The sequence below is a fragment of the Amycolatopsis sp. DSM 110486 genome (genome assembly GCF_019468465.1).
Classification (GTDB): domain Bacteria; phylum Actinomycetota; class Actinomycetes; order Mycobacteriales; family Pseudonocardiaceae; genus Amycolatopsis.
In genome coordinates this window covers 5,130,531-5,153,279 of sequence record NZ_CP080519.1, presented here as the reverse complement: position 1 = coordinate 5,153,279, position 22,749 = coordinate 5,130,531, and the positions used below count along the sequence as shown (strand labels likewise).

Here is a 22,749-nt window from a genome sequence, read left to right as displayed (position 1 = left end):
CTTTCCGGACAGTACGAAAGTCGGGTCACAAACGGGGCTGAATTGCCTAGATTCGGTGCAGCGCGCGCAAATCAGGCAAAACTCCCCTCACCCACCCGAGGAGCTTTCCGATGTCGAGGAAGTTCTTGCTGTCCGGCGCCATCGCGCTGGCCGTCGCCGCCGCCCCGCTCGTCGCGGGCACGGCCACCGCCGCCACGGCCGCCACCGACCAGGCCGCGGCCGTCACCACGGTGTACTACAGCACCTCCGGCGCGCCGACGTTCCGTGCGGCGATCAACGCCGGCGCGGCCAACTGGAACCGCTCGGTCACCAACGTCAAGCTGGTCGAACGCTCTTCGGGCGCCTCGCTGCGCTACACCGAGGGCAACGACCCGCGCGGCTCCTACGCCCAGAGCGACGGCCACGGCACCGGCACCGTCTTCATCGACTACGCCCAGGCCCGCGAGTACGACAACACCCGCATCGCCGCCCACGAGACCGGCCACGTGCTCGGCCTGCCCGACCGCTACTCCGGCCCGTGCTCCGAGCTGATGTCGGGCGGCGGCCCCGGCCCGTCGTGCACCAACGCCAACCCCAACGCGCAGGAACGTTCCCGCGTGAACTCCCTGTGGGCCAACGGTTTCCGCACGCTGGGCGCCGGCGGACCGCAGGAGCGCATCTACGAGACGCTGCCCGTCCTCACCCACTGACCCAAACATGTGAAGGGCTCCCCCGACCGGTTGAGGGGAGCCCTTCACATGCGGGACAACAGCCGGTCGCGCGCCACTTCCAGGTGCGCGGCCATCGCTTTGCGCGCCGCCACCGCGCTGCCCGACACGAGCGCCTCGACGATGTCACGGTGTTCCGAGATCGTCTGCTCGCCGAACGGCTGGTTGTAGTTGAGCCGGAAGAAGTGCAGGTGGCAGTGGGTGCGGGCGAACGCCTGCTCCACCGCCGCGTTGCCCGCGATGTGCAGCACCAGCTCGTGCAAGCGCGCGTCGTGCGCGGTCAACGCCTTGTAGTCGCTGTATGCGTCGTGCGCGGGCGCGGCGGGGCACGTCGCCAGCTCCGCGCGCAACGCTGCCGAATGGCCGTCCGACATCGCCTTCGCGGCCAGCCCGGCGCTCGGCGGCTCCAGCAGCATCCGCAGCGAGTACATGTCGTCGACCTCGCGCCTGCTCAGCAGCTCGGTCACGCGGTAGCCGCGCAACGGCAGGCGGCTCACCAGCTCCTCGGATTCCAGGCGCGCCAACGCTTCCCGCACGGGCGTGCCCGAGACCCCCAGCTCCCGCGCGATCTCGTCGATGTTCACGCGGGCCCCGGGCGCGATGCCGTCGTTCATGATGAGGGCGCGGAGCTGCTCGTAGACGCCGTCGGCGAGCACCTGCCGGGCCGGCAGCGCGACGAGCCCGCGCTCCGCGCCCGGCTTCATGACTGGTCCACAGTGGACAGGTCAAGCAGCAGCGCCTGGGCCGGGTCCAGCACCGGCATCGGCAGGCCCGCCGCCGCGAGCACGGCACCCGGAAGTTCCATCGGCCCGTCGACAGCCCGCGTGAACCACTCCGGCGCCGCCACCTCGCGCAACGACGGCAGCCCGGCTTCGGTCCGCACGCGGACGCGATACAACCGCGACGGGTCCAGCCCCGGCAGCCGCACGCGTCCGGGCTGTCCCGCCGCGCCCGTCGCCAAGCGGGCCCAGCAGAACAGCGCACGGGTGTCCGAAACCACGCCGTGCAGGTACGCGTCGGCGTCCGGCAAGTCGGCGCGGACCACGCGGCCGCCGTGCAGCAGCGGCCGGAACTCCTTGTACAGCTGCGCCCACGCCGTGAACGCCGCCAGCTCCTCCGGCGTACTGCGCGTGAGGTCGGCCTCGATCCCAGCGTGGCCGAACAACGCCGTCACCAGCCGGAACGACAGGTCCGTCACGCGCCCGGTCGTGTGGCTGCGCTCGGCGCCGACGTGCGAGCCGATCACCTCCGGCGGGATCAGCTGCGCGGTCCAGCGCTGGATCGCCTGCCGTTCGAGCGGGTCGATGCAGTCCGACGCCCACACGCGGTCGGCGCGGCCGAGGATCCCCAGGTCGACGCGGCCGCCGCCGCTCGCGCAGCTCTCGATCTCCAGCATCGGATGGCGGAGACGCAGCTCGTCGAGCAGCCGGTACAGCGCGAGCGTCTGCGCACGCGAGCCCGCCCGGCCCGTGACCCGGTCGTACGCCTCGTGCAGCTCGCGGTTGTGGTCCCACTTGAGGTAGTCGACGCCGTACTCGCCCACCAGCGCGTCGAGGGATTCGAGCAAGTACTGGTAGGCCTCGGGGTGCGCGATGTTCAACGGGTACTGGTTGCGCGAAGGCGCGCCCAGGTCAGCGGGCCCGAGAAGCCACGAAGGGTGCTCCCGGGCGGTGTCGGAGTCGAGGTTCACCATCTCCGGCTCGACCCACAGCCCGAACTCCATCCCCAGCGCGTGCACGCGTTCCACCAGCGGCGTGAGACCTTGCGGCCAGACGGCGCGGTCGACGGTCCAGTCGCCGAGGCCCGCGGTGTCGTCGCGCCGGCCGCGGAACCAGCCGTCGTCGAGCACGAGCCGTTCGACACCGACCTTCGCGGCCAGCTCCGTGAGCTCCAGCAGGCGGTCGAGGTCGTGCTCGAAGTACACGGCTTCCCACGTGTTCAACGTCAGCGGCCGCGGTTTTCCCGTGTGCGTGGCCCGCGCGCGGTGATACGCGTGGAACCGCGCCGCGAGCCCGTCGAGGCCTTCGTCCGACCAGGCGAAACACACTACGGGGGCCACGTACGACTCCCCTGGTGCGAGCCGGACCTCGCCGGGTCGCAGCAGCTCACCGCCGCCGAGCACGCTCGCGTGCACGCCGGCGCCTTCGGGCAAGTGCTCGGCGAACCACTTCTGGTCGCCGCTCCACGCCACGTGCATACCCCAGACTTCCCCTGAGGCGAAGGAAAACCCGGGCTCGCCGACCGTCAACAGGTACGGCGAGTCCGCGCCCGGCTTGCCGCGGCGCACCTCGCGCACGTGACCGCCGTACGCCAGCGGCACCCGCTGCGGGCTGCGTTCCCGGCACCACTTGCCCGTGAAGTCGAGCACCTCCGCCGCCCGCCGGGGCAGCGGCAGCACGGCCACCACCCCGGCGAGGTCGTACGGTTCGGCGCCCGCGTCCGCGTGGCGGGTCACCTTGGTCGCGACCTCCAGCACCCCCGAAGGGGTCAGCCGGTAGGTCAGCTCCACGTCCAGCCCGGACGACGCGTCGGTGAGCTCCAGCGTCAACGCACCGTCGTCCTGGGAGAAGCCCCGCAGCACCGGCCGCGGCACCGCGCCGCGGCCGGCGGTGTGGCCCGACACAGCGGGGGTGCCGGACCACGTTTCCGCTTCCGTGGGCCACACGGAAAACGAGCGGGGCACGTCGGGTGCGTTGTTGAGCACCGCGCCGCCGGCGGTCAGCCGCAGTGCCTCGGCGTCCACTTCGGACAGCTCGCCGAGGTCGGCGCCCCAGTGCAGCACGCGCGGCACCGGCCGGCCGAGTTCCACGGCGAAACTCGTGCCGGCGGCCCGCAGGCCGACCACCGTAGGGCTGGACATGTCCTCACTCCTGACTCCCGGGCGTTCCTACTTCTTGGCGAGCAGCGAAACGCTCTGCTTCTCCATGTCGGGGAACACGTCGTCGTTGCGGTTGTGCGAGTAGAACGACTCGAGCAGCGGCTCCTCCGCGGCCTGCACGGCGGCGCCGTTGGCGTAGACCTCGGCCGGGTAGAGCGAGCCGTTCTTCAGCATCGCGGTGAACACCGACAGGTCCACACCCTGCGGCTTCATGGCCGCGGTGGTCGCGTCCATCGAGGCCGGGATCGACGGGAAGAACGTGCCCGTCTTCGACGCCGCGGTCTGGCAGTCCTGCGAACCCATGTACGAGACCCACTTCCAGGTCAGGTCGGGGTTCTTCGTGCCGGCCCAGATCGTGTTGCCGTTGGAGTTCGACGTCAGCGCGCGGGTCTTGCCGTCGGGCCCGGTGGGCGGCGCGGCGATCCCGATCTTCACACCCGGCAGCTTCGCGAAGCTCGGCGCGGACCAGGAACCCGAGAGCTCCATGGCGACCTTGCCCGAGCCGATGAGGTCGGCGTCGCTGACGGTGGCCTGGCCGCCGCCGGTGGTGAACGTGCCGAGCTTCGGCGCGAGGCCGCGGTCGGTGAGCGTGCGGATGTAGTTCACGGTCTTGACGAACCGCGGGTCGCTGTAGTTGAACTTCGTCGGCCATTCCGGCTTGTCACCGAGGCGCCAGCCCAGCGTCGAGGCGAACGCGCTGAAGGTCACCTGGCCGATGAAGTCCTTCGCCGCGAGCTGGCCCATGCCGTAGGTGGCGACGTTGTTCTTGTCGAAGCCCGGCTGGTCGCCGCGCACGCCCAACTTGTCGACAGTCAGGTGCGCCACCATCTTGTCGAACGTGCCGCCGTCGTCGGGGTTCCAGCTGAGGTTCTGCACGTCGGCGGCGGTGTAGCCGGCCTTGGTGAGGGTATCGGTGTTGTAGTAGAGACCGGCCGACGCCCAGTCGAGCGGCAGGCCGTACTGCTTGCCGTCGGTGAACTTCCACGAGTTGACGCCCACGGAGAACTTCTTGAGGTCGAAGTTGTCCTTCTTGATGTAGTCGTCGAGCGGCAGCAGCTGGTGCTGGCTCGCGTAGGCCTGCAGGAACTGCACGCTGTCCTGGAACGCGTCGGGCGCGGTGCCCGCGACGAACCCGGCGGTGAGCTTCGTGAAGTAGTCGGCCACGGTGTACTGGGAGATCTTCACCGTGGTGCCGGGGTTGGCTTTCTGGAAGGCGTCGGCGCACACCTGGTAGGCGGCGGCCTGGTGGTCGTCCCAGGTCCACCAGTTCACGGTGTTGCCGCCGGCGTCGGCCGCGCCACCGCCGCAGCCGGCCAGCACTGCTCCGAGCACCGCAGCCAGCCCGGTGACGGCCCAAGTGCGGATCTTCATGGGATTCCTCGCTTCCGCGCCACTCGGACGCTTCTCCACTCCACTGTGGATTAAAACTGGGGTTTCAAAACTGCGGTTCAAAAGGTGATTCAGCTGCCCGGGTTGAGCAGCGGCGCGAACGTGGCGAGCACGTTCTCGAGGTCCTGGCCCCCGCCGGCTTCGTGCCCGTTGTACTCCCACACGTCGAGGTGTTTCCGGCCGCGATAAGCGTTGTAGGCGCCGAAAACCGTCGACGGCGGGACGATGTCGTCCATCAGCCCGATCGAGAAGTGCGCCGGGGCACTGGCGCGGCTCGCGAAGCCGACACCGTCGAAATAGGACAGCACCTCGAACGTCCGCTCGACCTCGTGCCGTTGTGCGGCCAGGTAACCTGCGAGCTCGGTGTACGGCGCTTTGCCCGCGATCAGCGAGGCGCGCCGGAGGTCACACAGGAACGGCGCCTGCGCGTAGAGCGCCGCGACGTCGGGCACGAGTGCCGCCGCGGCCAGCGCGATTCCGCCGCCCTGGCTGTTGCCCGCCACCGCGACCCGGTCCGGGTCGACGACGTCGAGTGCGCGCGCGGCCTCCACCGCGCGGGCCGCGTCGGTGAACACGCGGCGGTAGAAGTACGTTTCACGGCTTTCGATTCCGCGGGTCAGGAACCCGGGGAACGACGGGCCGCTGCCCACCGGGTCGCCGGTCGTGCCACCCGCATGAGCGCCGCCTTGGCCGCGGACGTCGACCTGCAGCTGCGCGTAGCCCGCAGAGGCCCAGACCAGCTCTTCGAGCGCGCTGCCGCGGCCGCTGCCGTAACCATGGAACTGTACGACGGCGGGCAACGGGCCGGACTGGTTCCGAGGCACGCGCAGCCAGGCGTGGACGGGGTGGCCGCCGAAGCCGGCATAAGTCACCTCGAACACGTCGAGCGTCCGCAGCGCGGTCTCGACCGGCGTCACGTTCACGTCGAGCTCGAACTTCGCCGCTTCTGCGAGGGTTTCCCGCCAGAAGTCGTCGAAGTCTTCCGGAGCTTGGTACGCGCTGGTGTAGGTGCGCAGCTGCGCCAGCGGCAGGTCGGTCAACATCAGAACTCACCGTCCAATTCGGACACCTCACCGACGGCGACCTTGAGTGTCGTGCCGCCACCCGGCCACCGGACCACGACGTCGTCGCCGGCCTCGCCGGACAGCCGCGTCACACTCGCCGACACGACCTTTCCGGCCTGCCAGCTGACGTCGACCGCGAGCCCGCCCCGAGCCCGTAGCCCGTGCGCTGTGCCGTCCGGCCAGGCCGAGGGCAACGCGGGCAGCAGGTCGATCGCGCCGGCGTGGCTCTGCACCACGAGTTCCGCGAGCCCGGCCGGGAAGCCGTAGTTGCCGTCGATCTGGAACGGCGGGTGCGTGCTGAACAGGTTGGGCAGCAGCCCGCCCCACTCGGAGCCGTCCACGGGCGCGTCGCGGTGGCGGTCACCCGTGAACGGCTGCGTCGCCTCGGAAAGCAGCGAACGCGCGGTGTCGCCGTCGCCGAGGCGGGCGCGCAGCGCGATCTTCCACGCCCACGACCAGCCCATCGCGCCCGGTCCGCGGCGGTCCATCAACGCGGTCGCGGCCGCGCCGAGTTCCGTGCCGGCGGTGATCTGGCCGAGCGGGTAGACGGCGATCATCTGCGACATGTGCCGGTGCTGGGGGTCCTGCTCGCCCACGTCCTCGGCCCACTCCGCGAGCCGGCCGCCGTCCGTCACGCGCAGCGGTCGCAGGCGCGGCAACGCGGCGGTGATCTCGGTCGTCACCGGGTGCTCGATGCCGAGCGCTTCGGCCGCCGCGAGCGTGCGGGAGAAGACCGCGCGGATCAGCGCCGTGTCCATCGCGACGGACCAGGTCAGCGACTCGGGCTCGCCGGCCTCGGAAACGAACAGGTTCTCGGGCGACGTCGACGGGATCGTGTCGAGGAAACCGTCCGGGCCCTCGGTGAGCCAGTCGAGGCAGAACTCGGCGCAGCCCTTGAGCAGCGGCCACGCCGTCTCGCGGAGGAACGCGATGTCGCGGGTGAAGTCGTAATGGTCCCAGGCGTGCTGGACAAGCCAGGCGCCACCCATCTGCCAGATCGCCCACGATGGGTTGCCGTGGCCCATGCCCACCGGCAGGGCCCAGCCCCACGGGTCGGTGTTGTGATGGGTGACCCAGCCGCGGGTGCCGTAGAGCTCACGCGCGACGTCGGCGCCGGTCACGGCGAGCTTGCCCAGCAGGTCGAACAGCGGCGTGTGGCATTCGCCGAGCCCGGTCGTCTCGGCAGCCCAGTAGTTCATCTCGGTGTTGATGTTCACCGTGTAGTTCGACGACCACGCCGGGCGGAGTTCTTCGTTCCAGATGCCCTGCAGGTTCGCGGGTGGCGCGCCCGGCCGGGACGACGTGGCCAGCAGGTAGCGCCCGTAGGCGAACATCACCGTGGCGGTGAGCTGTTCGTCCTTTCCGGACAGGACGTCGGCGGCCACGTCGTAGGTGCCGGCGCGGTGGTGCCCGATCCGCAGGCCGGCCGCGGCGAGCAGTGGCCGGAGGTCGGCTTCGTGCGCGCGCAGCAGCTCGTCGGCGCCTTCGGCCGACGCGGTCGCGGCGGTTCCGGCGGCCACGGCTTGGTGACGTTCGCGCGAACGCCGCGCCGTGCCCGTCCAGACGTCGGCGGCGTTGGTGGAGCTGGACACGGTGAGCAGCACCCGGGTGGCACCGTCGATCGCCAGCCGTCCGTCCACCGTGGACACGGAACCGTCGGTGTCGAGCCGCAGAGCGAGCGCTCCGAACGGGTCGTAGCCCGGCCGCGCCCAGTCGGCGTACCGCAGCGGCTCGGCGACCTCCGGTTCGTGCTTCGGCGCGCCGTCCACCGGCAGCTCGATGCCGAGCGTGATCCCGCTGTCCTCGACGAGCCGCGTCACCTCGCGCAGGGGCGTGCTCAGCTCGACGCCGAGGTCGATCGGCGCCGACGTCGTCAACGACACCACCAGCGCACCGGCAGGCCGGCTCGCCCACACGGAACGGTCCACAGTGGCCTCGCCGAGCGACAACCGTTCAGTCACCACACCGTTGGCCAGGTTGAGCTGACGGCCGTGGCTTTCGCCGTCGGGCAGCGTCACCCAGACGTCGCCCCACGGCAGGAACTCCTGGCTGTACGGACCTTCGAACGACATCAGCAACGCTTCGGCCCGCCGGTAGTCCCGCGCCCGCACCGCCTCGCGGACCTCCGCCAGCCGCTGCGGTCCGGCACCGGCGGCGACGACGTCCGCCAGCGCGTCGACCGGGCCCGCGGGAGTGCCGGACCAGACCGTCGCGTCGTTGAGCTGCACGCGGCTGCGGCCGGCACCACCGAACACCATCGCGCCGAGCCGGCCGTTGCCCACGGGGCTCGCCTCGGTCCACTCGGAGGCGGGCGCGGCCCAGCCGAGGCACAGATCTTCGTTCGTCACAGCAGTTCTCTCACTTGAGCCCGGTGAACCCGATGGAGTTCACGATCCGCCTGCCGAACACCATGAACACGAGCAGCATCGGCAGCGCGGCGATGATGGTCGCGGCCATCAGGCCCGACCAGTCGAGCGCCTCCTGCGGCGAAGACTGCTTGAACACCGCCAGCGCCAGCGTCAGCGGGCTCGTGGACGTGTCGGAGGAAACGAGCAGTGGCCAGAAGTAGTCGTTCCAGGTGTTGATGAACGTCAGCAGCGCGAGCGTCGCGATCGGTGCCGAGCACATCGGCAGCACGATCCGGAAGCACACGCGCAAGGGTCCGGCGCCGTCGATGATCGCGGCTTCCTCGATCTCCGTGGAGAGCCCGAGCATGAACTGGCGCAGGAAGAAGATGTTGAACGCCGAGAAGAACGCGTTGGGCAGCACCAGGCCGGCGAACGTGTTGAGCAGGCCAAGGTCCTTCACCAGCACGAAGTTCGGCAGCAGCGTGAGCACCTGCGGCACCATCAGCGCCGTGAGCAGGATGGAGAACACGGTGTTGCGCCCGCGCCAGTGCAGCCGCGCGAACGCGTAGGCCGCGATGGCGGAGAAGAACACTGTGCACACGGTGAGCAGGGCCGCGTAGATGATCGAGTTGCGCAGCGCCAGCGTCAGGCCGAGCGACGCGCCGGAACCGCCCTGCGCCGCGGCTTCCGCCGGTGACGCCAGCCCGAGCGCGCGCTTGAAGGCGCCGAAGGTGAAGTCGACCGGGAAGAACGACGAAGGGTCGGTGGAGAGCGAGTAATTGTTGGACAGCGCGGTGCGCAGCATCCAGTAGAACGGGAAGATCGTGATCAGCAGGATCACCACGACGTAGGCCCAGGCGAGGATCCGGCCTGCGGACACGGGCTTGCGTGTGCGGGCGGGTGCCGGTCGAGTCAGCGTAACCATGTCCCTGCCCTAGTTCGTGTCGGATTCGTTGGCGCGCGCCATGCGCAGCTGCGTGAACGTGATAGCTATGAGAAGGACGAACAACGCCAGCGACATCGTGGCCGCGTAGCCGAAGTCGAACTGGCGGAACGCCTTGTTGTAGATGTACATCTGCAGCACGTTGGACGCGTTCTCCGGCCCGCCCTGCGTGGTCACGGCCACGATGTCGAAGATCTGGAACGAGCTGATCACCGTGAGAATCACGACCATCACGAGGATCGGGCGCAGCAGCGGGATCGTGAGGCGGCGGAACATCTGCACCTCGCTCGCGCCGTCGATGCGGCCGGCCTCGTAGATCGTGGCCGGGATCGTCTGCAGGCCCGCGAAGATCAGCACCGCGTTGTAGCCCATGGACTTCCACACGTTGATCGCCGCCAGCGTCGGCACGGCCCAGCCGCCGGAGCCGAGGAACAGCACGGGGTGGCCGAAGATCTTGGTGAGCAGCACGTTGAGGATCCCGAGGCTCGGGTCGAGCATCAGCGACCACGTGAGCGCCGTGACCACGCCGGAGATCAGGAACGGCAGGATCATCAGGCCACGCACGGTCGTGGAGGCCGCGAGCCGGTGCAGGATCACGGCGGTCAGCAGCGACACGAGCATGCCCAGGACCACCGACAGCACCACGAAGTAGATCGTGACGAGCAGCGACTTCCAGAACACCCCGTCGGCGATGAGCTCGGTGAAGTTGTCGAGCCCGATCCACTTCGGCGCGGACAGCACATGGAACTCGGTGAAGCTCAGGTAGATGCCGCGAATGGTCGGGTAGGCGAAGAACACGCCGAACCCGAGGATGGCGGGCAGGACCAGCAGCCACGCGATCTTGGCGTCGTGCCGGTGCGCGGCCGCGCCGCCGGGCCGTCGTTTGCGGGGTCTGTCCACACGGGACGCCGCGGTGGCGCCTCGCACGGGAATGCTGTTGTTGTGCGTGGTCACCACCACGGCGTCTCCTCACTCGTGTCCGTGAGTGGCGGCTCTCACCGCCACTCACGGGGGTTGTCAGACGGTCAGCTGGTCCACGTCGAACACGCTGTCGCTCGGGTTGCCGAAGATGACCTGGTTGTTGCCGGCCATCAGGTAGATCGGCACTGTGATCGTGCGTGCGGTGTTCCAGTCGTTGTCGTTCGTGCCCGGCGCGGGCAGCCGGAAGGAGCTGCCGTTGACCGTGACCACGGCCGAGCGGCTGGTGTCACCGTCGACGTAACCGAGCTTCACCAGGTACGTGCCTTCGGCGGCGACCTTGATGTTGTTCATGGTCAGCAGACCACTGCCGCCGATGTAGCCCACCTTCTTGCCGCCGGAGCAGGCGCAGTCGTACACCGTCGCGCCGCCGCCGGGGCTGCCGTTCTCCGCCTCGTAGACGACCGGGCCGGAAGCCGCGGGCGTCACGTAGGACACCGCGGTGCTCGCGGCGGAGCTGCGGCCGAGGCGGTCGTGGGCGACCACCGTGAAGGTGTACGACGTCGAAGGCTTGAGGCCGTTGACGGTCGTGCTGGTGCCGGTGGCGGAAGCGAGTTTGTGGCCGCCGGCGAACACGTCGTAGCCGGTCACCGGGGCGAGCTTGCCCGCCGACGCGTCCCAGGCCAGCGAGACGCTGGTCGGGGTCGAGGCGGTGCCGTGGACCACGGCGGGGGCCGAGACCTGCACCGGGTTGACCGGGGTCAGGCGCAGCAGCTTCGAGCCGTGGACGGGCAGGTTTGCGGTGAAGGAACCGTTGGCGAGCCCCAGTTCCTGGTGGCTCCAGAGGTCACGAGCCTTGGCCGCGCCGGTGAGGCCGAAGTCGCCGAAGTTCGCGGTGACCGACGTCGGGGCGGAGCCGAGGTTGAACAGCGCGACCGTGTAGCTGCCGTCGGCGTTGCGGGCGTACCAGACCTGCTGGTCGCTCTTCTGGCTCACGGGCTTGGCCGGCACACCGGCCTGGTCCACGGCGATGACCTCGTCGTTGGTGAGCAGCTTGGTGCCGTAGTCGTCGAGCTGTGTGAGGTCGTCACCCAGGTAGAGCGGCGCCGATTCGATGGCCCACAACGTCATGTAGCTCTGGCGCTCGGCCTCGGTGATGCCGTCCATCTTGCCGCTGCCGACGTCGAGGGAGTCGAGGTTGTTCCAGTGGCCCGGGCCGGCGTCGGGGATGTACTGCACGACGTCGTTCCAGCGGCCCTTCACCGAGTTGTTCCAGGTGACGAGGGTGTCGCAGTAGCACTCGACGTCGGTGTCGATGCGCCAGCCGTTGGAGTTGGCCTTCCAGGTGTCGATCTGGTTGTGCGACAACGACCACGACAGCACGAACTGCATGGGCCGGCCGGTCTTCTTCAGCGCGGCGGACCAGGCCTTCACGTCGGGGGTGTTGTCGTGCGCCGCGTCGCCCTTGAACGAACCCGGGCCGACGCCGTCGAGCTTGAGGAAGTCGACGCCCCAGCCGGCGAGCACGTCGGCCTCCGACTGGATGTAGGCCTGGGCGCACGGGCTGGCGAAGTTGATCTGGTACGACTGGTTGTCCCAGCCGCTGGTCTGGCGCAGGTCGGGGTAGACGAGGTCGCGCGTGTGGCAGTCGGTGGTGCCGAAGATCGGCGAGTTGCCGTCGTTGTAGGCCTTGAGGTCCAGGCCGACCGCGAGGTAAGAGCCGAGCTTGAGGCCCTTCTTGTGCACGTAGTCGGCGACGTAGGCCATGCCGTCGGGGAACTTCTTCGCGTCGACGACCGGGCGGCCGTACTGGTCGAAGGAGCCCACCCAGCCGGCGTCGATGTTCACGTACTCGTAGCCGTGCTGCTTGAACTTCGCCGCCAGGATGTCGGCCTGCTGCAGAACGTGCGCTTCGTTGAGCCAGCTGCCGCCGCCGGTCGGGTTCACGCCGGGGTAGTTCGTGGACTCGAGGCTCCAGCTGCTCCAGCCCATGTAGGGCTTCTGGGCGATCTGGGTGCTGGCCTGGGTGTTGTTTTGGGTGGCGGTGTCCTGGGTGGGAGCCGCCGGTGCGGCCGTGGCGGGGATCTGGATCGCCGAAAGCGTCAGCACCGAGGCGGCGATCCCGGTGAGCACGGCGAACTTCCGTCTCCCGGTTCTGCCCGATGTTGGCCTGACAACCATGACCACTCCTTTGAGGTCGGACCTTGGCACCGGACGGCCCGCGCGCCGCCCGGCGTTCCTGCTGACTTCAGCCACTTCGGGGTGAGCCTCAGTCGCTGTGCGCGCCCAGACATCGGAGGTCCTGGCGCGGAAAGTCACTCGTTGACGGCGTTCTTCGCGAAGCGCCCCCCGGTGTGCGACGGTGACAGATCGCCGTCCCGCATCCCGGGACCACGACCTTTCGCCCCGCTGCCACCACAGACACCTCTTTCGAACCGCAGATCCTATAGGATATGTGAAACGAGATTCTCACCTCGCGCTTCGGCGGTGTCAACGAGGTCGCGGACAAAGATCTGACGAATAGGGCCCGGAGTCCAGCGGCCGCGAACACGGGCAGAATTAATTTGACAACTGACGGTGAGAGCCGCAGGTGAGAGCACCCGGGGCCGGGAGCTTCGTAGTCACGATCGTTATCTGTCGGTGCGGGCGGATAGCGTCGGCCGCGTGCTGAAAACCCTTGCCGTGGAGAACTACCGGTCGTTGCGCGATCTGGTGCTGCCGCTGTCGGAGCTGACGGTGGTCACCGGCGCGAACGGGAGCGGGAAGTCGAGCCTCTACCGCGCCCTGCGCCTGCTGGCCGACGCCGCGCACAACGGCGCCGTCGCCGCGCTGGCCCGCGAAGGCGGCCTGCCCTCCACGCTGTGGGCCGGCCCGGAGGCGATCGGACGCGCGGTCCGTTCCGGGCGCTCCCCCGTGCAGGGCACGCGCCGCACCCAGCCGGTCGGCCTGCGGCTGGGGTTCTCGGGCGACGAATTCGGCTACGCGCTGGACCTGGGCCTGCCGATCCCGGGTAGCTCGATGTTCTCCCTCGACCCGGAGTTCAAGCGCGAGTGCGTGTGGTCCGGCCCGGTTTTTTCTTCGCGCACCGTGCTCGCCGACCGCGCGGGCCCCACCTTGCGCGTCCGCGACACGACCGGCGCCTGGCCTTCCGAACCGCAGTCCATCGGGCTGACGGACAGCATGCTGCGCTCCTTCCCCGCCCCGGAGCTCCTCCTGCTGCGCGAACGCATCCGCGCGTGGCGCTTCTACGACCACTTCCGCACCGACGCCACCGCCCCGGCCCGCGAGCCCCGCATCGGCACCCGCACCCCCGTGCTCGACCATGACGGCGCCGACCTCGCGGCGGCTTTGCGGACGATCCAGGAATCGGGTGATGCCGACGCGCTGGAGTCCGCCGTTCAGGACGCCTTTCCGCGGGCCACGGTCGAGATCACGTCGGCCGATGGCCGGTTCGAGCTGCGGTTTCAGCAGCACGGGCTGCTTCGGCCGCTCACTGCGGCCGAGCTTTCGGATGGGACGTTGCGGTATCTGCTGTGGGTCGCCGCGTTGTTGAGCCCGCGGCCGCCGGAGTTGCTGGTGCTGAACGAACCTGAGACGAGCCTGCACCCGGAGCTGCTGCCGGCACTGGCGGCGCTGATCACCCGGGCAGCCCGCCGGACGCAGCTGGTGGTGGTGTCGCACTCGCAGCCGCTGGTCCGGGCATTGGACTCGACGGGCGCGGCTCTGCTGGAACTGGAAAAGGACTTCGGGGCGACTGTCCTTTCCGGACAGGGAAGGTTGGATCGGCCTTCGTGGCACTGGCCGAAACGGTGAGCTTGCCGGCCACCCAGTCGCGAAAACCCACCCGGGCAACGATCTCCGACCGGAGCAGGACCAGTGCCGCTCTCCGTGCCGCGTCCTTTGCGGACTCGGTAGGTGCCCGTGTCGTCGTGGCCCCGCGCGGTGAAAATCGGTTGCCCACCGACCCATCCCGGGTCAGGCTTCCGGACATGACCACTACCACCACAACGCACCGCACGCCGATCGCCCCTGCCCGGGTGCGGCGTGGGCAGCAGTGCGAGCCACGGGGGTGTGGTCGGGCGCGGTCATGACGGCGGCGGTGGTCGCCGGGGCGCTCGCGGGGTACGGGATCGCCGTGCCGGTGGGGGCGGTCGGGGCTGTGCTGGTGGGGCTGGCGGCGCGGACGTCGCTGCGGGTCGCCGCGGCGGCCGCGCTCGGGGTGGCCAGTGCGGATGGCGTCTACGCCGTCGTCGCGGTGAGCGGTGGGGCGGCGCTCGCGCCGGTGCTGGCGCCGGTCGCGGGGCCGTTGCGGTGGGCGTCCGTGGTGGTGCTCGTGGCACTCGCGACACACACGGCGGTGGGCGGGTGGCGGCGGTACCGCGCCGGCGCAACGCCCGAAGCCGAGGCCGCCCCGCCGGGACCAGCGCGCGCGTACGTGAGTTTCCTCGGCCTCACCCTGCTGAACCCGGCAACGATCGTGTACTTCACCGCCCTCGTGGTCGGCGGCACGGCGACGGGCACGGCGTTCGCGCTGGCCGCGTTCATCGCGTCGGCTAGCTGGCAGCTGCTGCTCGCAGGCGGCGGGGTGTTGCTGGGCCGCGTACTCGCCGGCCGTCGCGGGCGGTTGGGGACCGCGCTGGTGTCGAGCGTCGTGATCGTCGTGCTGGCCGTCCGGCTGGTCTTGCCGGAGTGAGCGATTTACATCCGCGCCGGCAGCCGGTAGAGATGATCATCGAGTGAACCGGAGGTTCCGACGATGGTGCGTCCTGCCGTAGTTCTCGCGGTGCTGCTGTTCGGACTTTCCGGCGTGACCCCGGTCGCGCAGCCGCAGTGGCACCGGCAGCCGCCACCGTTGAGTACACCATGGACGGACGCGGTCTCCCCCGCCAACGCGTTGCCGGAATACCCGCGCCCGCAGCTGACGCGCGACGAATGGCAGAACCTCAACGGAGTCTGGGAGTTCGAGACCGGGACCCCCGAACCACCCTTCGGACGGCAGCTGCCGGAACGGATCCTCGTCCCCTATCCCGTCGAATCGGCGCTGTCCGGCATCATGCGCCATGAGACCCGGATGTGGTACCGCCGCACGTTCGACGTCCCGGAAACCTGGCGCTCCCAACGGATCCTGCTGCACTTCCAGGCCGTCGACTACGACACCACCGTCTACGTCAACGGCCGCGAAGTCACCCACCACACCGGCGGCTACGACTCCTTCACCGCCGACATCACCGACGCCCTGACCACCGGCCCGCAGGAACTCGTCGTCGGCGTCACGGACACGACCGGCAACGGGCAGCCGCTCGGCAAACAACGCGCGCCAGGCGCGGGAGTCTTCTACACCCCGTCGTCCGGAATCTGGCAGACGGTGTGGCTGGAACCGGTGGCGCCCGTGCACATCACGCGCGTTGACACCACTTCGAACACCGCAACCGGCGAGGCCACTCTCACCGTCCAAGGCGCCGACGGCACCCCGTTCCAAGCCGCCGCCTCCGACCACGGCCACGTCGTCGCCCGAGCCGAAGGCACCGCCGGCCACCCCACCACGATCACCCTCCCCCGCCCCCGCCTGTGGTCGCCCGACGACCCGTTCCTCTACGACCTCCGCGTCACACTGTCCACAGGAGACACCGTCGGCTCCTACTTCGGCCTGCGCTCCATCGCGGTCGAAAACCACCGCATCCTCCTCAACGGCAAGCCGTTCGTCCAGCTCGGCCCGCTCGACCAAGGATTCTGGCCCGACGGCCTCTACACCGCCCCCACCGACGCCGCCCTGGAATTCGATCTACAGCAGGAAAAAGCCCTCGGCTTCACCATGGTCCGCAAGCACCTCAAGGTCGAACCCGACCGCTGGTACTACCACGCCGACCGCCTCGGGCTCCTCGTCTGGCAGGACATGCCGGCGATGACGGAGAACGTCACCCCGACACCCCAGGCCCGCGCGAACTTCGAGGCCGAGCTGCACCGCGTGATCGACCAGCACCGATCGTTCCCCTCCATCGTCACGTGGGTCCCCTTCAACGAGGGCTGGGGCGACTTCGACGTCGCCCGCGTCGCCGACAAGATCGCCGCCTGGGACCCCACGCGCCTCGTCGACGCCGAATCCGGCGTCAACTGCTGCCGCTCCCAACCCGACACCGGCCACGGCGACCTCCTCGACAACCACACCTACCCCGGCCCCGGCACCCCACCGCCGGACCCCGTCCGCGCCACCGTCGACGGCGAGTACGGCGGCCTGGGCCTCAAAGTCCACGGCCACGAGTTCGACCCGCCAGGCAGCTTCGCCTACGAGCTGGAACCCGACAGCGCAGCTCTGACCAGCCGTTACGTCGAACTCCAGCACCAGCTCGTCACCGAGGTGCGCCGCGGCCTCTCCGCCGCCGTCTACACCCAGCTCACCGACGTCGAGAAGGAAGTCAACGGCTTCCTCACCTACGACCGCCGCGTCCGCAAGCTCGACTTCACGGTGGCCCGCCGGGCGAACCTCGCCGTGCGATCCGCCGCGCGGTAACCCCGATCCCATACGGTCGGAGCATGACCGAAGAAGAGCGTTACGCACTCGGCCTCGACACCATGAACGCCGTGAACGAAGGCAGCGCCCAGAAGGTGCTGGACGGGCTGGGCGACATCGCGCCCGACATGGCGCGGCAGATCGTGTCGTGGGGGTTCGGGGAGATCTACTCGCGGCCGGCGCTCGTGCCGCGCGACCGGCAGCTGCTGACGATCGGCATGCTGACCGCGATGGGCGGGTGCGAGCCGCAGCTGGAGCTGCACATCGGGACGGCGCTGAACGTCGGCCTGACGCCCGCGGAGATCGTCGAGGCGCTGCTGCAGTCGGCGGGGTACTGCGGGTTCCCGAAGGCGCTCAACGCGACCGCCGTGGCGAAGAAGGTCTTCGGCGAGCGCGGCCTGCTGCCGGTGGGTGAAGCGTGAAGGTCGTCCTGTTCGGGGCGACCGGGATGGTCGGCCAGGGCGCGCTGCGGGAGTGTCTGCTGGACGATCGGGTGGAGCGGGTGCTGACCGTCGGGCGGACGGCGACCGGCACCCAGCACCCGAAGGTGACCGAGCTGGTGCCCGAAGATCTCGGCGACCTGAGCCCGCACGCCGAGGAGCTCGCGGAATACGACGCGTGCTTCTTCTGCCTCGGCGTCTCGTCGGCCGGGATGCCGGCGGAGGAGTACGAGCGGATCACCTACGCTCTCACCCTTTCCGTCGCCCGCACCTACGCGCAAGCTCGGCCGAACGCGACCTTCCTCTACGTCTCGGGCGCCGGCACCGACAGCACGGAACGCGGCCGCGTGCGGTGGGCGCGGGTCAAGGGCGCCACGGAAAACGCCCTGGCCCGGCTGCCGCTCGACGCGTACGCGTTCCGGCCCGGCTTCATCCAGCCACAGCACGGCATCACGTCGAAAACGCCTCTGTACCGTGGGATCTACCGCGTCACAGCGCCGCTTTTCCCGCTGCTGCAACGGTTCCCGGCGATGTTCATCACGACCGAGGTGCTCGGGCGCGCGATGATCTCGGTCGCAGCCGACGGCTACCCCCGCCGGATCCTGGAGTCACGCGACCTCAACGACGTCGGGCGACGAGACCGGCCAGGAGGTTCGCCAGGCCCTCGGTGAGGTTCTCCGCGAACAGGTCGGCGCCGGGGGCCACGCCCATTTCGGCGCTGGCCGTGGCGACGGCCTCGGTCGGGTTGGCGTAGGGCCACAGGCCGGCGACGATCACGAACACCGCGCCCGCGAAGTGCGCGGCGCCGGAGCGTGAGAGTTCCGGGACTTCGTCGCGCACCAACCCGGCCAGCCGGTCGATGTTGGCGGCCGCGCGGTGTTTGAAGCTGCGCGCGGTGTCCACGGAGATGTTGCGCTCCAGCACCGACGCCATGGAGCTGATCAGCTCGCACAGCAGCCGGTCTTCCTGAAGCGTGCGGGCGATCGTCGCGGCCACGCGTTCCTCGCGCACGAAGCCGGGGCCGTCGACCGATACGACGGTGAGCGCCCGCGCGGCGACGTCCAGCCACCGCCGCCACACCTCATCGAGCACCTCGAGGAAGATCGCTTCGCGGCTGTCGAAGTAGCGCAGCACGTTGGACTTCGCGAGGCCGACGCGATCGCTCAGCTCACGAAGGCTGATGTCGGCGACCGGCCGTTCGCGCAGCATCGCCGTGGCCGTCGCGAGGATCGTGGCGCGCCGGGCCTCGACCTGCTCGGGGCGGCGGGCACGCTGGAAACCGGTGCTCACGGGCCTGAGATTAGCAGCCCAGCAGTCTGTTAACCCGTCGAGATGGCCCACGAGCGGACGATAAAGAACCACCGGCCTCTTGAGTCGAACGCTGTGGCCCATCTCCCCCGAACCCGCGGACGTCCGGCTTCCCGAACGCCCTCGGGTTCGTGGTAACAGCGGGTCAGGAGATGACGAGGCTGGCGATCTTGCCCTCGCGCAGGTCGATCGTCATCGTGCCGGTGCCGTTGAAGCGGTTGCTCTTCACGCCGAGCGTGAGGACGTAGTTGTCCGCGCCCTTGCCGGGCTTGATGCCCTTCACGGTGAAGTTCGCCCCGACCCCGATGTTGTCGGTTTCGTTCCAGCTCAGCACGCCTTCGTGGCCGTGGAACTTGCGTCCCCAGTCCTCGAGGAACGCGTCGGAGGTGAAGGCGTCGACGAAGCTCTCGGCGTCGGCCTTGTTGGTGGCGTCCACGAACTGCTGGATCGCGGCCGGCACCTGCGGGGAGTCCGAAGTGGTCATACCCGGATTCTGCCCGGCGGGCGCCGAACGCGCCTCCCCCTCACGGGACTTGACCCGCCGGTAGCTCCAGATCAGCAGGGCGAACAGGATGACGCCGGAGAGGATGATGCTCGACCCGGTGCTCCAGCCGCTGAACGGCAGCCAGTCGACCGTGCCCCACACGATGCCGGCGGCGAAGAGCGCCAGGCCGGCGAGCACGGAACCCGCGATCCGCAGCGGCGAGGCCACACTGTCCTCGGCGGCCTTCATCGCCCGCGTGCGCACCGGGTCGACGAACCGTTCCAGCGCCGGGAACTGCGAGGCCAGCACCACCAGTCCCGCGAGCACCAGCAGCAACCCGGGTCCCGGCAGCACCAGCAACGCGACCCCGACGAGCACCAGCACGCCGCCCACCACCGCGGCGATCGCCTGCTTCACCGGTTTGCCGAGTTCCACGCGGCCCCCTCCTGTCCGTTTCAGCCAGTGTGCCTGGCTCACGGACCGGACGCCCGGAGAAACTCCGGATCACCCCGGGATCGGCGCACGCGTCCGAAGTGGACCGACCGCGGAATCGGCCGCGGTCCCGAACCGGTATCAGGCCTGCGCGCCGAGCTTGTCGAGCCAGTCACCCGTGCCCTGCTCACGCCACGCCGGCTCCTCGTGTCCGTCGAGGAACGTGCCCTGTTCGGTGAGCACCAACCGCGTGCCGGCGCCGTCCGGGACCAGCTCCACGGTGGTGACCGACACCGTGGTCACCGTGTCGGGACGGCTCAGCGTCGAGGCGTAGACGATCCGCTCGCCGTCGACGATGTCGTGATAGTCGGACGTGAACGTGAGGTCGCCGCCGTGATTGACCTCGCGCCCACCCACGCGGAAGTCGAGCGAGTGCTCACTGCCGCCGAACCAGCTCGCCTTCGCGGCCGGATCGGCCCACGCGGCGAACACGCGCGCGGGCGGCGCGGGGTAGCGGCGTTCGAGAGTGAACGTGGAATGTTTGACGTCGGTCATGACGTGTTGCCTTCCTGTCGGTCGGCGGTCAGAAAGCCACCGAGACGGTCGAGCCGGTGTTCCCAGCCGGTGCGCTGCTCGCCCAGCCACTGCTCGGCCAGGCGCAGGCCCGCCGGCTCCAGCCGGTACGTGCGCACCCGACCGGCCTTCTCCGAAGCCACCAGCCCGCACGACTCGAGCACCCGCAGGTGCTGCATCACGGCAGGCAGCGACATCGCAAACGGTTGCGCCAGCTCCTTCACCGCGGCGGGTCCGGTGACCAGCCGCGCCACGAGCTCGCGCCGGGTCGCGTCGGCGAGTGCCTGGAACACCCGGTCGAGCTGATGGTCAACCATGTGCTTAACCATGCGCCCGCCACGCCCAATAGTCAAGTAGATGCTTAACTAAAAATTCCCCGCATCGCTGTCGGTCTGGGCGGTCCCCGGTGGTCGCACAGACGAACCACCTCGACTCCCGCGCCCCGGCGCGGTAGGAAACCACCAGAGAGAAGGGGCGAACCGATGCGCTACCTGATGCTGATCTGCGGCACGAGCCACGACGAGTCGAAACCGCTGCCGTCCGAGCCGATGGACACGGCCACCGAAGCGTGGGTGAAGGAGATGGACGGCCGCGGCGTGCGCCTGATGGGCCAGCGCCTGCGACCCGCGAGCATGGCGACCACCATCCGCGTGAACGACGGCGAGGTGCTGCTGACCGACGGGCCGTTCGCGGAGACGAAGGAGCAGATCCTCGGCTTCGACCTGCTGGAGTGCGAGAACCTCGACGAGGCCCTGGAAGTCGCGGCGAAGCATCCGTCCGCGCGGCACGGAGCCGTCGAGGTCCGGCCGCTGTGGCCCTTCGCCGGGGAAGAAAGCTGAACTCGAACCCCGCCGAAGCCGCTGAAGCCGTCGAGGCCGCGGTCACGGCCGCCTTCCGCGAGGAGGGCGGCCGCGTGGTGGCCACGCTGATCCGGCTGACGGGCGACTGGGACCTGGCCGAGGAGTGCGTGCAGGAGGCACTGGCCCGGGCGCTGGAACGCTGGCCGCGCGACGGCGTGCCCCGGCGGCCGGCGGCGTGGCTCACCACCACCGCGCGCAACCACGCCCTGACGCGCCTCAAACGCAGCACGACCGAAGCCGCGAAGCTGCGTGAAGTCGCCGCCCTGGCGCCGACGGACGAGCCCGAAGCCGACCCCAGCGGCGTGCAGGACGACCGGCTGCGGCTGATGTTCACGTGCTGCCACCCGGCGTTGCCGCTCGACGGCCGCGTCGCGCTCACGCTGCGAACGCTCGCCGGCCTGACGACGGCGGAGATCGCGCGCGCGTTCCTCGTCAGCGAGCAGACGATGTCGCAACGGCTCGTGCGCACGAAACGCAAGATCCGCGAAGCCGGCATCCCCTACCGCGTGCCGCCCTCGCACCTGCTGCCGGAACGCACGGCGGCCGTGCTCGGCGTGCTGTACCTGCTGTTCAACGAGGGTTACGCCGCGACCGCCGGCGACGCGCCCGCGCGCCACGACCTCTGCTCCGAGGCCATCCGGCTCACCCGGACGCTGCTGACGCTCATGCCCGACGAGCCCGAGATCGAAGGCTTGCTGGCGTTGCTGCTGCTCCAGCACTCCCGCCGCAGCGCGCGGCTCGACGACGACGGCGAGCTCGTGACGCTGGAAGACCAGGACCGCTCACGCTGGGACGCGGCGGCGATCGACGAAGGCCTCGCCCTCGTGGACACCGCACTGCACCGGGGCTCCCCCGGCCCGTACCAACTCCAGGCGGCCATCGCGGCGTGCCACGCGGCCGCACCTGCCGCTTCGGACACGGACTGGCCGCAGATCGCCGCGCTGTACGGGGAACTCGCGAAGCGCGTGCCGTCGCCAGTCGTGCAGCTCAACCGCGCGGTGGCCGTCGCCATGGCCGACGGCCCAGCCGCCGGCCTGGCGCTCGTCGACGCGATGGCGGGCGACCTCGACGGCTACCACCTGCTGCCCGCAACGCGCGCCGACCTGCTGCGCCGCCTCGGCCGTCGCGAGGAAGCCGCGGACGCGTACCGCGCGGCGCTCGCATTGGCCGGCAACGAAGCCGACCGCCGCTTCCTGCGCCGCCGCCTGAGTGAAATCTCCCCCGAAACGCAGTGAAGGGCACCTTGGGGAAGTCCTCCAAGGTGCCCTTCACGGACTGTCGGCTAAAAGCCCTCGCCGGCGAGCAGCTGCTCGAACGGCAACGACGTCAGCTCGTCCGAAGCCTTCGCCTCGGGTGCGGCCGAGACCGCCGCCGCCAGCTCGCCCGCCGCACGCTCGACGCGCCGCTGCAGCGTGCCGGTCGAGTTCGCGCTGCCCCAGTCCGACGATGCGGCGTACACGCCCGTCGCGACGGGATTCGCGCGCAGGTAAGCGAAGAGCGGCCGCAACGCGAAGTCCAGCACGAGCGAATGCCGTTCCGTACCACCGGTCGCGGCGATCAGCACCGGCTTGCCCTCGAGTGCTTCCTTGTCCAGGACGTCGAAGAAGGACTTGAACATCCCGCTGTACGAAGCGGTGAAGACCGGCGTCACGACGATGAGACCGTCGGCGTGCGTCACCGTGTCGATGACTTCCTTCAGCTTCGGGCCGGGGAAACCGGTGAGCAGGTTGTTGGTGACGTCCACGGCGGTGTCACGAAGCTCGATCACCTCGACCACGGTGTCGGGGCCCAGTGCGGTGCGCGTCGCGTCCGCCAGCCGGTCGGCCAGCAGCCGCGTGGACGACGGCTGGCTCAGCCCGGCGGTGACCACGGCGATGGTGCGTGCGGTCATTTCTGC

Annotated in this window: 20 protein-coding genes and 1 pseudogene; 8 read left to right on the top strand and 13 right to left on the bottom strand. The window is 69.8% G+C overall.

Going from position 1 to position 22,749, the window contains the following annotated elements:
* Positions 1–110 precede the first annotated feature (110 nt).
* The gene (locus tag K1T34_RS25120; RefSeq protein ID WP_220246629.1) at positions 111–689 is read left to right on the top strand and encodes a snapalysin family zinc-dependent metalloprotease; all 579 of its coding nucleotides are present in this window, start codon (positions 111–113) and stop codon (positions 687–689) included.
* A gap of 44 nt (positions 690–733) precedes the next feature.
* Here K1T34_RS25120 and K1T34_RS25115 read toward each other — a convergent pair whose 3' ends face one another.
* The 8 genes from K1T34_RS25115 to K1T34_RS25080 form a co-directional block, all read right to left on the bottom strand.
* Complete coding sequence (locus tag K1T34_RS25115) at positions 734–1,411, bottom strand: GntR family transcriptional regulator (protein ID WP_220246628.1); 678 nt, start codon at positions 1,409–1,411, stop codon at positions 734–736.
* The gene (locus K1T34_RS25110) at positions 1,408–3,567 is read right to left on the bottom strand and encodes an alpha-galactosidase (RefSeq protein ID WP_255638693.1); all 2,160 of its coding nucleotides are present in this window, start codon (positions 3,565–3,567) and stop codon (positions 1,408–1,410) included. The genes K1T34_RS25115 and K1T34_RS25110 overlap by 4 nt, the downstream gene beginning before the upstream one ends.
* Positions 3,568–3,594: 27 nt before the next feature.
* Complete coding sequence (locus tag K1T34_RS25105) at positions 3,595–4,956, bottom strand: ABC transporter substrate-binding protein (RefSeq protein ID WP_220246627.1); 1,362 nt, start codon at positions 4,954–4,956, stop codon at positions 3,595–3,597.
* Between the two features lie 89 nt (positions 4,957–5,045).
* A complete protein-coding gene (locus K1T34_RS25100) occupies positions 5,046–6,017 on the bottom strand; it encodes an alpha/beta fold hydrolase (RefSeq protein WP_220246626.1) in 972 nt (323 codons plus the stop codon).
* Complete coding sequence (locus tag K1T34_RS25095; RefSeq protein ID WP_220246625.1) at positions 6,017–8,386, bottom strand: glycoside hydrolase N-terminal domain-containing protein; 2,370 nt, start codon at positions 8,384–8,386, stop codon at positions 6,017–6,019. The genes K1T34_RS25100 and K1T34_RS25095 overlap by 1 nt, the downstream gene beginning before the upstream one ends.
* A gap of 10 nt (positions 8,387–8,396) precedes the next feature.
* A complete protein-coding gene (locus K1T34_RS25090) occupies positions 8,397–9,266 on the bottom strand; it encodes a carbohydrate ABC transporter permease (RefSeq protein WP_255638692.1) in 870 nt (289 codons plus the stop codon).
* Positions 9,267–9,320: 54 nt separating this feature from the next.
* Complete coding sequence (locus tag K1T34_RS25085; protein ID WP_220246623.1) at positions 9,321–10,289, bottom strand: carbohydrate ABC transporter permease; 969 nt, start codon at positions 10,287–10,289, stop codon at positions 9,321–9,323.
* Positions 10,290–10,346: 57 nt separating this feature from the next.
* Positions 10,347–12,380 (bottom strand): fibronectin type III domain-containing protein, encoded by a 2,034-nt coding sequence (locus K1T34_RS25080; protein ID WP_220246622.1) that lies wholly within the window; start codon positions 12,378–12,380, stop codon positions 10,347–10,349.
* 531 nt (positions 12,381–12,911) lie between these two features.
* Here K1T34_RS25080 and K1T34_RS25075 point away from each other — a divergent pair.
* From K1T34_RS25075 to K1T34_RS25055, 5 genes are all read left to right on the top strand, one after another.
* Complete coding sequence (locus K1T34_RS25075; protein ID WP_220246621.1) at positions 12,912–14,060, top strand: AAA family ATPase; 1,149 nt, start codon at positions 12,912–12,914, stop codon at positions 14,058–14,060.
* 274 nt (positions 14,061–14,334) lie between these two features.
* Entirely contained in the window at positions 14,335–14,940 is a 606-nt protein-coding gene (locus tag K1T34_RS25070) for a LysE family transporter (protein WP_220246620.1), read from the top strand.
* 63 nt (positions 14,941–15,003) lie between these two features.
* Positions 15,004–16,755 (top strand): glycoside hydrolase family 2 protein, encoded by a 1,752-nt coding sequence (locus tag K1T34_RS25065; RefSeq protein WP_220246619.1) that lies wholly within the window; start codon positions 15,004–15,006, stop codon positions 16,753–16,755.
* Between the two features lie 23 nt (positions 16,756–16,778).
* A complete protein-coding gene (locus tag K1T34_RS25060) occupies positions 16,779–17,177 on the top strand; it encodes a carboxymuconolactone decarboxylase family protein (protein WP_220246618.1) in 399 nt (132 codons plus the stop codon).
* The gene (locus tag K1T34_RS25055; RefSeq protein ID WP_255638691.1) at positions 17,174–17,866 is read left to right on the top strand and encodes an epimerase; all 693 of its coding nucleotides are present in this window, start codon (positions 17,174–17,176) and stop codon (positions 17,864–17,866) included. Before K1T34_RS25060 ends, K1T34_RS25055 begins: the two co-directional genes overlap by 4 nt.
* Here K1T34_RS25055 and K1T34_RS25050 read toward each other — a convergent pair.
* The 4 genes and pseudogenes from K1T34_RS25050 to K1T34_RS25035 form a co-directional block, all read right to left on the bottom strand.
* A complete protein-coding gene (locus K1T34_RS25050; RefSeq protein WP_220246617.1) occupies positions 17,814–18,485 on the bottom strand; it encodes a TetR/AcrR family transcriptional regulator in 672 nt (223 codons plus the stop codon). The genes K1T34_RS25055 and K1T34_RS25050 overlap by 53 nt on opposite strands.
* A 544-nt stretch (positions 18,486–19,029) precedes the next feature.
* Positions 19,030–19,422: pseudogene (locus K1T34_RS25045) on the bottom strand (PGPGW domain-containing protein); the annotation flags it as partial.
* Positions 19,423–19,560: 138 nt separating this feature from the next.
* A complete protein-coding gene (locus K1T34_RS25040) occupies positions 19,561–19,974 on the bottom strand; it encodes an SRPBCC domain-containing protein (RefSeq protein WP_220246616.1) in 414 nt (137 codons plus the stop codon).
* Positions 19,971–20,309 carry a helix-turn-helix transcriptional regulator gene (locus K1T34_RS25035; protein ID WP_220246615.1) on the bottom strand — a complete coding sequence of 113 codons (339 nt, stop codon included), beginning with the start codon at positions 20,307–20,309 and terminating at the stop codon, positions 19,971–19,973. The genes K1T34_RS25040 and K1T34_RS25035 overlap by 4 nt, the downstream gene beginning before the upstream one ends.
* A 165-nt stretch (positions 20,310–20,474) precedes the next feature.
* Between K1T34_RS25035 and K1T34_RS25030 the strand changes: the two genes are divergently transcribed.
* Both K1T34_RS25030 and K1T34_RS25025 read left to right on the top strand, forming a co-directional pair.
* Complete coding sequence (locus tag K1T34_RS25030; protein ID WP_220246614.1) at positions 20,475–20,831, top strand: YciI family protein; 357 nt, start codon at positions 20,475–20,477, stop codon at positions 20,829–20,831.
* Positions 20,804–22,087 (top strand): RNA polymerase sigma factor, encoded by a 1,284-nt coding sequence (locus tag K1T34_RS25025; protein WP_255638690.1) that lies wholly within the window; start codon positions 20,804–20,806, stop codon positions 22,085–22,087. Before K1T34_RS25030 ends, K1T34_RS25025 begins: the two co-directional genes overlap by 28 nt.
* A 47-nt stretch (positions 22,088–22,134) precedes the next feature.
* Here K1T34_RS25025 and K1T34_RS25020 read toward each other — a convergent pair whose 3' ends face one another.
* Positions 22,135–22,743, bottom strand: coding sequence for an FMN reductase (locus K1T34_RS25020; protein ID WP_220246613.1), 609 nt, complete (start codon positions 22,741–22,743; stop codon positions 22,135–22,137).
* Positions 22,744–22,749: the final 6 nt, after the last annotated feature.